We start from the raw sequence: 15,973 nt of genomic DNA, 5'->3' as shown, positions 1-15,973 counted from the left end.
CGGTTACTGCGTTTTATTATGCAGGGCCTGTTCAAAGTAATTATAAACACTTATCTGGCTGTCGTTGACTAAACGCTCGTAGCATATCCCGGCAAATGCATATGAATTATCGCCTACATCTAGCAGAACATAGGGAGCATCCGGATTAGAGTCATCATATCGCCAGGCCCCACCGACCTGCTTTTTGAAAACCTCACCCAGGTAAGCGCCATAAATATTACAAATAGTGAACACCGCTGTGTCTTCTAATGCTCTGTCCTGAAATTTTTCCACAAACATCAAAATGACATCATCGACAAGTTTGACACTGTCCCGGGTGTAGTCCAAAATCACTGAAAACTCACTTTGCGCAGTTTCAACAGCATTTGCAGCAGAGTCTTTCATTAACACTTCGAGCTCTTGTTGTTGCATGTATTATCCTTTGTCGTGTATTTTTTTATGCGGCTAGCTTTCAGTTATTTTATTAATTAATTTTGCTGCTGCAAACATGCCAAATGTGGCTGTTACGGTAACCACTGCGCCAAAGCCACCAGCGCAATCCAGGCGTGTGCCATTTTCCATAACTGATTTATTAAAGCATACACTACCATCCGGCTGGGGGTAACGTAACTGTTCGGTGGAAAATACACATTCGACACCAAACCGTCGTTTAGTATTCTTACTGAACCCGTAATCTTTGCGTAGTGCTGCCCGTAATTTTGCAGCCAGCGGATCCTGTATCGTTTTGGCAAGGTCCGCACACGTTATTTTCGTGGGGTCGATTTGACCGCCCGCACCGCCAACGGTAACCACCGGAATTTTCTGGCGTTTACAGCTATAGATTATTGCAGCTTTTGCGCGAATACTATCCGTAGCTTCTATGACACCATCAAATACCGGACGAATGGAATCTCGCACGTTTTCCGGCGTAACGAAGTCTTCAATAGCGTTTATCTTAATTGCCGGGTTGATATCGCGTAATCGATTAGCCATTACCTCAACTTTAGGCTGTCCAACGGTTTGAGACAGTGCATGAATCTGACGGTTAACGTTGGTGACACAGATATCATCCAGGTCAATAAGTGTTATCTCGCCAATACCAGAGCGCGCCAGCGCTTCCGCGCTCCATGACCCAACCCCACCAATTCCGATAACCGCGATATGGGCATTAGCCAGATTTTTCGAGGCGGCATCACCGTATAAACGGGAAATTCCGCCGAACCGTTGCTTATCAGTCATAACTACCTGTGTGTCAAGGGGAGTGAGAGTCGATTAAAGCCGATAATTATAACAAAAATGAGGCGTTGTACGTAACGCTTGACGTTGAAATAAGCGTAATTATTGCATTATTTCCAAGTCCTTCAATCCGAAACTGACTCTCTGCCGTTTTACACCCGTATTCAAAGTATAAAGCGCAATTACAGGGGATAAGGATGGGACTATTAGTAGACGGTCAGTGGAAAGATAAATGGTATGACACCGACAGCAACGGAGGCAAGTTCAAGCGCGAGGAGGCATCGTTCAGAGACTGGGTTTGTGCAGATAAAGACGCAAAGTTTCCGGCAGAGTCAGGACGATACCACTTATATGTGTCCCTGGCGTGTCCCTGGGCTCACCGAACCTTACTGTTCAGAAAGCTTAAACAGTTAGAGTCACATATCAGTGTGTCTGTTGTTTCCCCCGAAATGCTGGATGAAGGCTGGACATTTGCCGGCTATCCGGATGCGACCGGCGATACGCTTTACCGGAAACAGTTCCTGCGGGAAATCTATACAATAGTTGATTCGCACATTACTACGCGTGTTACTGTTCCGGTTTTATGGGATAAGCAGAAGAAGACAATTGTCAGTAATGAATCTGCAGACATCATCCGTATGTTCAACAGTGAATTCAATCATATTACACAAAATCACGATGATTATTATCCAGCCGAATTACAGGAGGAAATTAATCAGGTAAATGCACTGGTCTACCATCACATTAATAATGGTGTTTATAAAGCTGGATTTGCCACAACGCAGGAGGCGTATGATGAAGCTGTTAGTGCGCTGTTTCGCGCGCTTGATACCGTTGAACAACGCCTGTCCAGTCAGCGTTATCTTGCAGGTACACAGATTACTGAGGCTGATTGGCGCTTATTTACGACACTCATCCGCTTTGATGCGGTTTATCATGGTCACTTTAAATGTAACCGGAAACAAATAAATGATTATCCGGCACTCAGTGGTTATCTGAGAGAGTTATATCAGATCCACGGAGTCAGCGAGACGGTTAACATGGACCACATCACCCGTCATTACTATTTTAGCCACACTATGATAAACCCGACCCAGGTTGTGCCGGTGGGTCCAGAACTTAATCTGGACGAACCTCATGGCAGAGATGCGTTATTTCCTGAATAGGTAAATTCGATACTAAACGGATTGCTTCAATGCAAAGGAGGGCACGAGCCGCGAGAGAGTGGTCTGTTTGTTGCTTGCATTAACCCCATCGTATATTAATGTAGCAAGTTGGCGAAACTCTATACGTCAAAAGTGCTGGATGTAAAAAGACTGGTACTTTTTACATCCAATCTGTGCTTATCGATGTAGTAAACGTCATAATTACAAAGCGTTGCGTTGATTGAGTTTTGAGGCTCAATTACTATGTCGCCAGGATATAAGCGCTTTAGCTGTAAACTCATAGGATAGAAAATGAAACCAGTAATTCTTGCAGGTGGCTCAGGCAGCCGTTTGTGGCCTAAATCCCGTGCCGCTCTTCCCAAGCAATTTCTCGCTCTCACCTCCGAACAGACCATGTTGCAGGAAACACTTTCGCGGTTGGAGGGTGTCGATGCCAGAGAGCCCATTGTGATTTGCAACGACTCACACCGGTTTCTGGTGGCCGAACAATTGCGGCAAAGAGGAATCGCTCATGGCGGAATATTACTGGAACCTGTAGGTCGCAATACAGCGCCGGCAATTGCTTTGGCTGCACTGCATGCGTTGCAAAGTGATGCTGACGAAACGCTGCTGGTTTTAGCGGCAGACCATCTTATAAAAGATAAAACGGTATTTCAGCAATCAGTAAAAAAAGCAGAGCAGCTGGCGCAGGCTGGCTATCTGGTAACGTTCGGCATTGTTCCTGATTGCCCGCACACAGGCTATGGTTACATAAAAGCCTCGCAGGAGCTCGACACAGGATTTGTGGTTGAGCAGTTTGTTGAAAAGCCTGACATGAGCACAGCCAAAGAGTATGTCGATTCCGGCAATTATTTCTGGAATAGTGGCATGTTCATGTTTAAAGCAGGACGTTACCTGGAAGAGCTGGAAAAATATCACCCGGACATTCTGGATATCTGTAAACGCGCTATTGAAACTGAAACACAGGATCTTGACTTCATTCGCATTGATGCCGACACATTTGCGACTTGTCCTGACGACTCTATTGACTATGCGGTAATGGAAAAAACCGAAAAAGCTGCAATGGTTCCGCTTGATGCTGGTTGGTCTGACGTAGGCAGCTGGTCTTCATTGTGGGACGTGGCGGACAAAGATGATAATGGTAATGCTGTTGTTGGTGATGCCATTTTAGAAGATGTTCACAATAGCTACATCAATGCTGAAGGGCGACTGATATCCGTGATTGGTCTTGACGATGTCGTGGTCGTTGAAACCAAAGACGCCATCATGGTAGCCAACAAAAATAAAGTGCAGGATATAAAGAAAGTTGTTAACCGCTTAAAAGAAGAAAAACGTCCTGAGTTTGAGTTCCACCGCGAGGTTTTCCGCCCCTGGGGTAGCTATGACTCTATAGATAATGGCGCACGCTTTCAGGTAAAACGAATTACTGTAAAGCCTGGTGAGAAGCTTTCTGTTCAAATGCACCACCATCGCGCTGAACACTGGATAGTAGTATCAGGTACAGCGAGCGTAACCATCGGTGAAAACACACGTATGGTTACTGAAAATGAGTCGACCTACATTCCTATCGGTGAGGTTCATGCCCTTGAAAATCCAGGTAAGATTCCACTGGAGTTAATTGAGGTTCAATCAGGTGCTTATCTTGGAGAGGACGATATTGTGCGTTTCTCTGACCGCTACGGCCGAACGCAGAAACAGGGATAGGAATGACTCAAAAAATTACGTGTTTCAAAGCTTACGATATACGCGGTGAGCTCAATAAGCAGCTGGATGAGATGGTTGCCTACCGGGTAGGCTACGCGTTTGCTAATGTTCTGGCTGCGCGCACCGTCGTTGTCGGCGGTGATGTCAGACTTACCTCTGAGCCACTTAAGCTGGCATTAAGCGCAGGCCTTATAGATGGCGGCGCGTCTGTAATCGATTTGGGTATGACCGGCACTGAAGAAATTTATTTTGCCACGAAGTATCTTAATGTTGATGGCGGCATTGAGGTCACAGCCAGTCATAATCCTATCAACTATAATGGGATGAAACTGGTCAAGGCTGGCTCGATACCTATCAGTGGTGATACCGGACTTCATGCAATCCAACAAGGTGCTGAAGAGCTTGATGATGAGTATGTGAAATCGCGTTTAGATTTTTATACAAACGGCAATACAATTGACCCTGATGCGTTCTATCAGGGAAAAGGGCACATTAGCCGAGAGACATTGCAAGCATCGAATCATTATAAACAGGATTCGTGCACGTCTGCGTATGTAGATCATATTCTTGGCTATGTTAAGTCATCGAGTTTCAGCCCTCTCAAGATAGTGGTAAATTCCGGTAATGGGGCGGCGGGTAAGGTAGTTGATGCGCTGGAAGATGCATTTGATGAGCGTAAAATTCCCATTGAATTTATTAAAGTTCACCATGATGCCGATCCCTCTTTCCCTAATGGTATTCCCAATCCATTGCTGACTGAGAACCGTGCCGATACCGCACAGGCGGTCAGGGACAACGACGCTGATTTCGGTATTGCCTGGGATGGCGATTTCGATCGCTGTTTCTTATTTGATGCAAAGGGTAATTTCATCGAAGGTTATTATATCGTTGGATTACTAGCCCAGGCGTTTTTAGAAAAAGACCCTTCATCAGCCATCATTTATGATCCACGCTTATGCTGGAATACCGAGGATATCGTTGAGCAGCTTGGCGGCAGGCCGGTCAAATGCAAAACCGGACATGCATTTATCAAAGAAAGAATGCGTAAGGAAGATGCGGTGTATGGTGGGGAAATGAGTGCTCACCATTACTTCCGTGATTTTGCTTATTGCGATACCGGAATGATTCCATGGTTATTAGTCGCTGAGCTGATTTGTACCAAGCAACAGACGCTTGAGCAGATGGTTGAACAGCGCATTCAGAAATACCCATCTTCAGGTGAAATTAACAGCAAACTTCAGGATGCTGATGCCGCTCTGGACAGAGTGCTCAATAAATACAAGTCTGACGCGCTAGTCGTTGATGAAACAGACGGTATTGGGCTGGAATTTGACAATTGGCGTTTCAATTTACGCAAATCAAATACCGAACCGGTTATCAGGCTCAATGTAGAGTCTCGCGGCGACATTCCGCTTATGGAACAAAAAACTGCAGAGCTACTTACATTGATTCGTACTGAGTAAGCACTGATAAAATTAAAAAAGGCACCTTCGGGTGCCTTTTCTATTTCAATAGAAATATCATAAAAGCATGCGCCAGCACGACTACTGTGGTTAAGCCGATCCTCAAGGTTGTGTAGCTCAGGACAAGATCTTTTGGCAGTGCTAATGTAAATTTATCGTAGATAAGTACTGCCAGGTACGACACTGAAAGTATACCCAGTGTCCGGATATCACTGCCTAATATCAAACATATCCAGCCGATAATGGTGGGTAGCATTGCCACATATAATTGATGACCGGTATTTCGGTTTGCTATGGCATCATACCAATGAACACCGCCAAAAAACGACAATAGCACAGCCGAATAAAGCGTAAAATAATGCATTGCTTCATACATTCCCAGATGGCCGGACACAGCCAGAAGCGGCAAGCCAATAAATGGAATGAGGCCAGCAATGCCTAATACTACAGCCGGGTAGGGCATTGTTTTCTCCTTTTACTAACCAGTTTTATACGCCAGTAAAAAAAAATAGCGCCCATTGGGCGCTATTAATAAACATGTTATCAACGTATTATTTGTCTATAGGGTCAAATGAGCGCTGACTGTAACCTTTATAAAGCTGACGTGGACGACCGATTTTTTGTTTAGAATCGCTCATCATTTCATGCCAGTGTGAAATCCAGCCAACTGTACGAGACAGAGCAAAGATACAGGTAAACATATTCGTAGGAATACCAATTGCTTTTAAGATAATGCCTGAGTAGAAATCAACGTTCGGGAACAGTTTTTTCTCGACAAAGTAATCATCTTCCAAAGCAATACGCTCAAGCTCCATCGCCACATCAAGTAACGGATCCTGTAAGTCCAGTTCCTTAAGTACTTCGTGGCAGCTTTCACGCATAACAGTTGCGCGAGGGTCATGGTTTTTATAAACGCGATGACCAAAGCCCATCAGACGGAACGGGTCATTTTTGTCTTTGGCACGTTCTATAAACTCTGGAATACGATCCACACTACCGATTTCTTCAAGCATATTTAAACATGCTTCATTTGCACCACCATGAGCAGGTCCCCACAGTGACGCCACACCAGCAGCAATACATGCATACGGATTAGCACCCGATGAACCTGCAAGACGTACGGTGGAGGTTGATGCGTTTTGCTCATGATCAGCATGAAGAGTGAAAATTCTGTCCATTGCGCGCTCAACAGCAGGACTGATTTTGTAATCTTCCGCAGGTACAGAGAACATCATATTCAGGAAGTTTGCGGCGTAGCTCAGGTCGTTACGCGGATAAACAAACGGTTGACCGATGTTATACTTGTAACACATTGCAACAAGTGTCGGCATCTTAGCAATCAGGCGGTGCGCACTACGCATGCGCTCTTCCGGGTTACCAACATCCAAATCACTGTGATAGAACGATGACATCGCACCAACGGTGCCGCATAACATTGCCATTGGATGGGCATCATTTCTGAAGCCGTGGAAGAACATGTTAATTTGTTCATGCACCATCGTATGACGAGTGATAGTTGCACGGAACTCTTCGTATTCTTCTTTATTAGGTGCTTCACCGTTTAATAACAGGTAGCACACTTCAAGGTAGCTCGCATCGCGGGCTAACTCTTCAATAGGATAACCGCGGTGTAACAATACACCGTTCGCACCATCGATATAGGTTATCTCTGACTCGCAAGAACCTGTGACCATAAAGCCTGGGTCGAAAGTGAAATACCCATGTGCGCCTAGTGAACGTACATCAATAACGTCTTGTCCTTCGGTACCGGAATAAATCGGAAGTTCGATTTCCTTATCACCGGCTTTTAAAATGGCTTTCTGATCTGCCATAAATTGCTCTCCTCAGAATGGTTCTGTTTTCAGCAATATCGTCAAAAATATGACGACCTGCTGGGAAAAGTGGCGTATTTGTACTTTATTATGCATGCAGAAGTCAATTTAAATGCATATTTGTACAATAAATATTCTAGATTGCCTGTGGTGATGTGCCTGGCTACCACTGCTGTATACATACATCGATTAAAAAAACTTCACAGCCAAATTTTGTCCAACACAATATTATATACGGTGATGTGCAATTTATTAATCCGACTTTTAACGAAAAGACAGGTAACTACCTGTAGGTAACTCGCGCCACTGTACAGAGTGAAATTTGAACAGGTGAAGTTTTCAGTCAATGACGGGTCATGTTTATACTGTGTCCACAGATGTTTCTGATCATAATCCGTCCAAGTTGCATATCCATGACAGCTATCTAAGACCATGGTGTGATAACACCACAAAAAATTGTAATTATACAGTGCGGTAGATATACTCATGCGTGCTTGATTTAGGGAAGTTTTTTCGTCTATTTCAGGTAACGACACGTTCACAAATTGTTAACATCTCATTGGAAGAGACAATTAACAGAAATAAACTGAATCGCTTAGTCAGGACATAAAAACAACGAGTGATTCATAGTCCCTACGGATATAACAGGCATACATTGTGAAAAAGCAAAGACCAGTAAATTTAGAGCTCAATACCATTAAATTTCCTCCTTCTGCTATTTCGTCAATTCTTCACCGTATCACCGGCGTCGCGATGTTCTTCGCATTGCTGTTTGTAATTTGGGCATGGGCGGTATCCGTATCGTCGCCTGAAGGGTTCGAACAGGTACAGGGCCTTATGGCTGGTGTCTTAGGTAAAGTAGTTGCGATTGGCACCTTATCAGCGTTGACCTACCACATTCTTGGCGGACTACGCCATATGGTCATGGACATGGGTTATTGGGAAGAATTGGAATCAGGTAATTTAAGTGCAAAAGCGATTATTGCACTGTGGATTATTCTGACCATCGTATTGGGAGTAGTACTATGGTAACGAATCAGGCAAGCGTTAAGCGTAATGGCGTTCAGGACTATGTCTCGCTGCGTACCACCGCTGTAATTATATTTGCGTTTACCCTCGTCATGGCGTGGTTTTTTATCACAACCGATAGCATTACATTCGTAGAATGGCGCGGATTGTTCTCAGGCCTGGCGATGAAGGTGTTTACAATGGCAACGTTGGTGTCAGTGATGATACACGTTCGCATTGGCTTATGGCAGGTTCTTACCGACTACATAAAATCAGTTAAAGTTCGCGGTCTTTTGCAATGGATTCTTAACCTGATTGCATTTACGTATGTTTTAGTTGGCCTGTTCGTTCTGTGGGGTGTGTAATATGAGTTTACCAGTACATGAATTTGACGCCATTGTTATTGGCGCCGGCGGTGCAGGTATGCGAGCTGCATTGCAAATTTCGCAATCAGGCAAGTCCTGTGCACTTTTATCTAAAGTTTTTCCAACACGTTCTCACACTGTATCTGCGCAGGGTGGTATCACCGTAGCGCTAGGCAACTCCCATGAAGATAACTGGGAATGGCACATGTACGATACTGTGAAAGGCTCTGATTACATTGGTGATCAGGATGCTATCGAATACATGTGTGAGACAGGGCCTAAAGCCATTTTAGAAATGGAAAATATGGGCTTGCCATTTTCTCGCTTTGAAAACGGTAAAGTTTACCAACGTCCTTTTGGTGGTCAGTCTAAGAATTTTGGCGGCGAACAGGCTGCACGTACAGCAGCTGCGGCCGACCGTACAGGCCACGCATTACTCCATTTGCTTTATCAGCAAAATGTGAAAAACAAAACGAAGGTTTTCAGTGAGTGGTATGCCCTGGATCTGGTTAAAAACCAGGACGGTGATGTAGTAGGTTGTACAGCCATTGATATCGAAACCGGACAGGTTGTTTATTTTAAATCTCGTGCTGTTGTTCTTGCCACAGGCGGCGCTGGACGGATTTTTGCCTCTACGACTAACGCGCATATCAACACCGGTGATGGTGTAGGCATGGCGTTACGTGCTGGCGTTTCCATGCAAGATATGGAAATGTGGCAGTTCCACCCAACAGGTATCGCTGGTGCGGGTACTCTGGTTACCGAAGGGTGCCGGGGCGAGGGTGGCTATCTTCTTAATAAAGATGGCGAGCGGTTCATGGAACGCTATGCGCCTAATGCTAAAGATTTGGCGGGACGTGACGTTGTTGCACGTTCAATGATGACTGAAATCCGTGAAGGTCGTGGTTGTGATGGTCCTTGGGGCACGCATATTAAACTTAAGCTCGACCACTTAGGTAAGGATGTTCTTGAGTCAAGACTTCCGGGTATCCTTGAACTATCACGCACATTTGCGCACGTTGATCCTGTGAAAGAACCCATTCCGGTAATTCCAACTTGTCACTATATGATGGGTGGTATACCGACGAATGTTCACGGACAGGCACTGCGTGTTGATGAGAATGGCAAGGATCAGGTTGTAAAAGGTCTGTTCGCTTGCGGCGAAATTGCTTGTGTATCTGTTCATGGTGCTAACCGCCTGGGCGGAAACTCACTGCTTGATTTGGTTGTGTTTGGTCGTGCTACCGGTCTTCACTTGGGTGAAACCTTGAGCGAAATGGGACCAAGTCGTGATGCCAGCGAATCAGATCTGGATGCAGCTATGTCTCGCTTCAATCGTTGGGAAAACTCCGATAAGAGCAAAGGCGAAGATCCTGTACAGATTAAAAAGGACATGCAGGAGTGCATGCAGCTTAACTTCTCGGTCTTCCGAGAAGGGGATGCGATGGCTGACGGCCTGAAAGAGCTGCGTGAAATCCGCGAACGTCTTCAAAATGCTCGCTTGGATGATAAGAGCAGCGACTTCAATACCCAGCGTATTGAGTGTCTGGAATTAGACAATTTGATGGAAACCGCGTACAGCACAGCAGTAGCAGCAAACTTCCGTACCGAAAGTCGTGGTGCTCACAGCCGGTTCGACTACCCGGATCGCGATGATGATAACTGGTTGTGCCACAGCATTTATCGTCCGGAAGATGAGTCTATGTTGAAGCGCCAGGTGAATATGTCACCTAAGCTCCGGGAAGCATTCCCGCCCAAAGCGCGCTCATACTAAAAGAGGTTACCCGTTATGAAGCTAGATGTTTCAATTTATCGATACAATCCTGAAGTTGATAACGCGCCGCGTATGCAGGATTATCAGCTTGAAGTTGAAGACGGTGTTGATTTGATGGTACTGGATGTGTTGCTCAAACTAAAAGAGCAGGATCCTACCTTATCGCTGCGCCGCTCATGCCGTGAAGGTGTGTGTGGTTCGGACGGTGTAAATATGAACGGCAAGAATGGTCTGGCCTGTATTACTCCGGTTTCGGCGCTTGGCAAGGGTAAAATTGTGGTTCGTCCACTACCAGGTCTGCCTGTTGTTCGTGACCTTGTTGTCGATATGACACAGTTTTACACTCAGTACGAAAAAGTTAAGCCATTTCTTATTAACGATGCAAAACAGCCGCCGGCGCGTGAACATCTTCAAACACCTGAAGACCGTGCTAAGCTTGATGGGCTTTATGAATGTATCCTTTGTGCATGTTGTTCATCATCATGCCCCTCGTTCTGGTGGAACCCCGACAAATTCATTGGTCCGGCAGGCTTGTTGCATGCCTATCGATTCCTGATTGATAGCCGTGACACCGCTACGGAAGAACGTCTTAACGATTTGGATGATGCATTCAGCGTATTCCGTTGTCATGGCATCATGAATTGTGTCAGCGTTTGTCCGAAAGGTTTGAATCCGACCAAAGCAATTGGTCAGATTAAGTCAATGCTGTTACAGCGGGCTGTTTAGTTATTTTTCTGTAAACTGAAGTTTTACAGAATGTGATGCTCTAAATGGCCATCCGGTTACGGATGGCTATTTTTTTATATACGTGACCTAAATGGTTGGTTCTGTTGCAAATAACAGTCATAATAGCGTCTCGTGTTATTTCAGTTTCTATAAAACGTAGCAAGGCACAAAAATGCAAGAAAGCGAGATGAAAGCGTGGTGGGATTCATCGCATATGGCTGGCGCCAATGCCGCCTATGTCGAAGAATTGTACGAAGCATACCTCGAAGAGCCGCAAAGTGTTTCAGATTCCTGGCGACAAGTCTTCGATAGCCTGCCCAAAGTTGAAGGTGCAGAGCTGGAAAAAAATCATTCGGTGATTCGCGACCAGTTTAAAAAGCTGGCGTCATTAGGCCCTACAGCGCGAATGACCATCCCCTCCCAGGAAGGGGCGACGTCTTCTGACGGACGTCAGGTAAAAGTACTTCAATTAATCAATGCTTACCGTTTTCGTGGTCATCAGCACGCCAATCTTGATCCATTAGGATTGTGGCAACAGCCACGGGTACGAGATTTGGAGCTGGCACACCACAACTTGTCTGAAGATGATTTTGATATTCGTTTCAATACAGGATCCTATGCCTATAATGGCGAGTCGATGTCTTTGGGCGATTTGTTTAAGTCACTTAACCGGACTTACTGTGGTTCTATCGGTGCAGAATACATGCATATCACCGATACTGAACAGAAACGCTGGCTTCAACAAAAAATCGAGTCTGTTCAGGCTAAACCTGAAATAAGCACCGATAAAAAGAAGCAAATATTAAAAGATTTGGTGGCAGCGGATGGTATGGAAAAGTACCTCAGCTCCAAATTCCCAGGTGCAAAACGCTTTTCACTTGAAGGTGGTGATGCATTAATTCCTATGCTTAAGGGGTTAATCAGCGAAGCAGGTACAGCGGGCGCGAAAGAAGTTGTAGTGGGCATGGCTCACCGTGGACGACTGAATGTGCTGGTTAATGTCCTTGGTAAAAACCCGTCAGTATTATTTGATGAATTTGCTGGTAAACATGATGATAGTCTTGGTTCCGGCGATGTTAAATATCATGCCGGTTACTCGTCTGATTTTGCTACTCCCGGTGGTAATGTTCATTTAGCGCTGGCTTTTAACCCTTCTCATCTTGAAATTGTGAACCCGGTAGTAATGGGATCTGTGCGGGCACGATTGGTCCGTCGTAATAATGATTCAAGCAAGGTGTTACCAATTACCATCCACGGTGATTCGGCAATAGCCGGGCAGGGCGTGGTTCAGGAGACATTCAATATGTCTCAGACTCGCGGATTTGCGGTTGGTGGAACAGTTCGTATTGTTATCAATAACCAGGTTGGCTTTACTACGTCAAAACTGGAAGATACGCGCTCGACGCAATATTGTACCGATATCGCGAAAATGGTGCAGGCACCTATCTTTCATGTGAACTCTGATGATCCTGAAGCGGTAGCGTTTGTTACAAAATTAGCGCTGGAGTATCGCAATAAGTTCAAGAAAGACGTGGTTATTGATTTGGTCTGTTATCGTCGTCACGGTCACAATGAAGCCGATGAGCCAAACGCCACTCAGCCTTTGATGTATCAGAAAATCAAAAAGCATCCTGTACCGCGCGTTCTTTACGCGGATCAGCTGATTGCTGAAGGAGTTATTGAGCAGCGCGATGCAGATAAGATGCTTGATGATTATCGTGCTGCGTTAGATCACGGTGCATGTGTAGTAGATGAATGGCGTCCGATGACAGAGCATTCTGTTGACTGGTCTCCGTTTATCGGCCATGACTGGGATGTAGAGTACGACCACGATATCAGTATTGAAAAGCTTAAGGAGCTGGGTGAGAAAATCAGCTCGTACCCTGAAGAAGTAAAACTTCACTCCCGGGTGAACAAACTTTATCAGGACCGTAAGGCAATGACTGCTGGTGAGAAGCGTATTGACTGGGGGATGGCTGAAAATCTCGCCTACGCGGACCTCGTCGACAGAGGGACGAGCATTCGTTTCACCGGTCAGGATTCAGGTCGCGGTACATTCTTCCATCGCCACGCCGTTCTGCACAATCAGTCTGACGGTTCAACATATATGCCGTTACAAAACATTCGTGATGGCCAGGGTGCGATCGAAATATACGATTCGGTGCTCTCTGAAGAAGCCGTTATGGCTTTCGAATATGGTTTTGCCACAGCCGAACCTAGCTGTTTGACAATTTGGGAAGCGCAATTTGGTGACTTCGCTAACGGCGCACAGGTTGTATTTGATCAGTTCTTAAGCTCTGGTGAGGCAAAGTGGGGCCGTCTTTGCGGTTTGACTGTGTTGCTTCCGCACGGATACGAAGGGCAAGGGCCTGAACACAGTTCTGCACGCTTAGAACGCTTCCTGCAACTGTGTGCAGATCATAACTGGCAGGTATGTGTGCCGTCGACACCGGCTCAGGTGTTTAATATGTTGCGCCGCCAGATGCTTCGTCCAATGCGAAAACCTCTGATTGTTATGTCGCCCAAATCGTTGCTACGCCATGCGCAGGCAACATCAACAATTGAGGAATTAGCCACTGGTGTGTTCCACAATGTTATCGGCGAGATAGATGAGCTTGAACCGTCTGAAGTGAAGCGCGTTGTAATGTGCTCGGGCAAAGTTTATTACGACTTGCTGGACCAGCGACGCAAAAATGAGCAAACAGACGTCGCTATCATTCGTTTAGAGCAGCTTTACCCATTCCCGTCAGAAGAATGTGCTAAAGTAGTGGCCAATTACAGCCACGTCAAAGATTGGGTTTGGTGTCAGGAAGAGCCTCAGAATCAAGGGGCCTGGTATAACAGCCAGCACCACTTCTGGGCGACAATTCCTGAAGGCGCCAAGTTATCTTATGCCGGCCGTGAAGCATCGGCTTCACCTGCGGTAGGTTATGTTTCAGTCCACAACCAGCAACAAAAAGCCCTGGTTGAAGACGCACTCACGATTAAATAAGGAACAGTGATGACAATAGAGATTAAAGTTCCGGTCTTACCTGAGTCAGTTGCCGATGCCACGATTGCAACCTGGCACGTTAAGCCCGGCGACACGGTAAAGCGCGACCAGAACCTGGTTGATATTGAAACAGATAAAGTTGTTTTGGAAGTTGTTGCACCTGCTGACGGCGTCATCAGTGAAATCATCGATGAAGAAGGTGAAACTGTTCTGGGTGAGCAGGTTATCGCTAAGCTTGATGAAAACGGTAAAGCTGATAGTAAAAAAGATGACAGTGCGGAAAAGTCTGAATCTTCTGACAAGAGTAATGCTTCTTCAGATAACGAGAAATCTTCAGAAGAGACAACTGCAAAAACAGAAAGTAAGGGCGGTAAAACCAGCGATGTAAAAGTGCCGGTATTACCTGAGTCTGTTGCTGATGCAACCATCGCTACCTGGCATGTATCAGTTGGTGAGCAGGTCAGCCGCGACCAGAATCTGGTTGATATCGAAACAGATAAGGTTGTTCTGGAAGTTGTTGCACCTGCTGATGGCTCAGTGTCTGAAATTATCGCCGAAGAAGGCGCGACGGTTTCTGCCGAAGAAGTTATAGCCAAATTTGTAGAAGGCGGCGAAGCTAAGAGTTCAGCGCAGGTTGAAGAGGATTCCACTGATGCCGGCGCTGAATCGGATAGTGACGCGCTTAGCCCGTCAGTGCGCCGTCTGCTTTCAGAAAAAGGCGTTAACGCTTCTGATGTTAAAGGCACAGGCAAAAACGGCAGAATTACTAAAGAAGATGTCGAAAAATACCTGAAGTCTGGCAAGAATGAAGAAAGCAAAGGCGGTCAGTCAAAGTCTGATTCGCAATCTGCACCTTCAGAAGCTCCTACGGGTGAGCGTACTGAAAAACGTGTCCCAATGACGCGCTTGCGCAAAACTATTGCTAATCGTCTGCTAGAAGCGAAGAACTCTACAGCGATGCTGACAACGTTTAATGAAGTAAACATGAAGCCTATCATGGAACTTCGTAAACAATATCAGGAAAGCTTCGAGAAGCGTCACGGCATTCGTCTTGGCTTCATGTCGTTCTATGTAAAAGCGGTGACTGAGGCGCTGAAACGTTTCCCTGAGGTAAACGCATCGCTTGATGGCGACGATATCTGTTATCATAACTACTTTGACATCTCTATCGCGGTTTCAACGCCTCGTGGTCTGGTTACGCCTGTATTAAAAGATACAGATACACTGGGTATGGCGGGTGTTGAAAAAGGTATTAAAGAGCTGGCAATTAAAGGTCGTGATGGCAAGTTGTCAATGGCAGAGCTTCAGGGCGGTAATTTCACCATCACAAACGGTGGTGTATTCGGTTCACTGATGTCTACACCAATCATTAATCCTCCGCAAAGTGCCATCCTGGGAATGCATAAAATCCAGGATCGTCCTATGGCGGTTAATGGAAAAGTGGAAATACTGCCGATGATGTATCTTGCATTATCGTATGACCACCGCATTATCGACGGTAAAGAGTCAGTTGGGTTCCTGGTTACAGTGAAAGAAATGCTGGAAGATCCAACACGTCTTCTTTTAGACGTTTAAGACTTTCGTCTCAATGAATTGTGTGCAGATGCTGCCTGAAGGTATGCTTGGGTCGCATCTGGCACAACGCTGATTTAAGTGTGAATTGCTCACTTGATCAGTCAAGTTAATCAAGTCGCTTATAGCGGCTTTTGTCTTACTAATAATCGGAAA

At 45.6% G+C, this 15,973-nt stretch carries 13 protein-coding genes; 9 read left to right on the top strand and 4 right to left on the bottom strand.

Annotated elements, in window-relative coordinates; all coding sequences use genetic code 11:
- Positions 1-3: 3 nt before the first annotated feature.
- A complete protein-coding gene (locus FBQ74_RS08840; protein ID WP_139756335.1) occupies positions 4-411 on the bottom strand; it encodes a hypothetical protein in 408 nt (135 codons plus the stop codon).
- A 33-nt stretch (positions 412-444) separates the two neighbouring features.
- Positions 445-1,218, bottom strand: a complete 774-nt coding sequence (tcdA, locus tag FBQ74_RS08835) for a tRNA cyclic N6-threonylcarbamoyladenosine(37) synthase TcdA (protein ID WP_139756334.1) — start codon at positions 1,216-1,218, stop codon at positions 445-447.
- Between the two features lie 194 nt (positions 1,219-1,412).
- Here tcdA and FBQ74_RS08830 point away from each other — a divergent pair, with 194 nt between their 5' ends.
- From FBQ74_RS08830 to FBQ74_RS08820, 3 genes are all read left to right on the top strand, one after another.
- Entirely contained in the window at positions 1,413-2,381 is a 969-nt protein-coding gene (locus tag FBQ74_RS08830) for a glutathione S-transferase family protein (protein ID WP_139756333.1), read from the top strand.
- Positions 2,382-2,672: 291 nt separating this feature from the next.
- Positions 2,673-4,085, top strand: coding sequence for a mannose-1-phosphate guanylyltransferase/mannose-6-phosphate isomerase (locus FBQ74_RS08825; RefSeq protein ID WP_139756332.1), 1,413 nt, complete (start codon positions 2,673-2,675; stop codon positions 4,083-4,085).
- Between the two features lie 2 nt (positions 4,086-4,087).
- Positions 4,088-5,548 (top strand): phosphohexomutase domain-containing protein, encoded by a 1,461-nt coding sequence (locus tag FBQ74_RS08820; protein ID WP_139756331.1) that lies wholly within the window; start codon positions 4,088-4,090, stop codon positions 5,546-5,548.
- A gap of 40 nt (positions 5,549-5,588) precedes the next feature.
- On the opposite strand, the gene FBQ74_RS08815 is transcribed toward FBQ74_RS08820, so the two are convergent.
- Both FBQ74_RS08815 and gltA read right to left on the bottom strand, forming a co-directional pair.
- On the bottom strand, positions 5,589-6,011 hold the full coding sequence (locus FBQ74_RS08815; protein ID WP_139756330.1) for a DUF3429 domain-containing protein: 423 nt from the start codon (positions 6,009-6,011) through the stop codon (positions 5,589-5,591).
- 88 nt (positions 6,012-6,099) lie between these two features.
- Positions 6,100-7,380: a citrate synthase gene (gltA, locus tag FBQ74_RS08810; protein ID WP_139756329.1), complete on the bottom strand. Its 1,281-nt coding sequence runs from the start codon at positions 7,378-7,380 to the stop codon at positions 6,100-6,102.
- A gap of 657 nt (positions 7,381-8,037) precedes the next feature.
- Here gltA and sdhC point away from each other — a divergent pair.
- From sdhC to odhB, 6 genes are all read left to right on the top strand, one after another.
- Positions 8,038-8,412 (top strand): succinate dehydrogenase, cytochrome b556 subunit, encoded by a 375-nt coding sequence (sdhC, locus tag FBQ74_RS08805; RefSeq protein ID WP_139756328.1) that lies wholly within the window; start codon positions 8,038-8,040, stop codon positions 8,410-8,412.
- Complete coding sequence (gene sdhD / locus FBQ74_RS08800; RefSeq protein ID WP_139756327.1) at positions 8,406-8,753, top strand: succinate dehydrogenase, hydrophobic membrane anchor protein; 348 nt, start codon at positions 8,406-8,408, stop codon at positions 8,751-8,753. Before sdhC ends, sdhD begins: the two co-directional genes overlap by 7 nt.
- A gap of 1 nt (position 8,754) precedes the next feature.
- A complete protein-coding gene (gene sdhA, locus FBQ74_RS08795) occupies positions 8,755-10,527 on the top strand; it encodes a succinate dehydrogenase flavoprotein subunit (protein ID WP_139756326.1) in 1,773 nt (590 codons plus the stop codon).
- Between the two features lie 15 nt (positions 10,528-10,542).
- On the top strand, positions 10,543-11,253 hold the full coding sequence (locus FBQ74_RS08790) for a succinate dehydrogenase iron-sulfur subunit (protein WP_139756325.1): 711 nt from the start codon (positions 10,543-10,545) through the stop codon (positions 11,251-11,253).
- A gap of 172 nt (positions 11,254-11,425) precedes the next feature.
- Positions 11,426-14,245, top strand: coding sequence for a 2-oxoglutarate dehydrogenase E1 component (locus FBQ74_RS08785; RefSeq protein ID WP_139756324.1), 2,820 nt, complete (start codon positions 11,426-11,428; stop codon positions 14,243-14,245).
- Between the two features lie 9 nt (positions 14,246-14,254).
- Positions 14,255-15,820 carry a 2-oxoglutarate dehydrogenase complex dihydrolipoyllysine-residue succinyltransferase gene (gene odhB / locus FBQ74_RS08780; protein WP_139756323.1) on the top strand — a complete coding sequence of 522 codons (1,566 nt, stop codon included), beginning with the start codon at positions 14,255-14,257 and terminating at the stop codon, positions 15,818-15,820.
- The last annotated feature ends 153 nt before the right edge of the window (positions 15,821-15,973 follow it).

Origin of the sequence: Salinimonas iocasae, assembly GCF_006228385.1 — a bacterium.
Lineage (GTDB): Bacteria > Pseudomonadota > Gammaproteobacteria > Enterobacterales > Alteromonadaceae > Alteromonas > Alteromonas iocasae.
The sequence above is the reverse complement of the archived record's forward strand: the minus strand, read 5'-3'. Positions and strand labels throughout refer to the sequence as shown.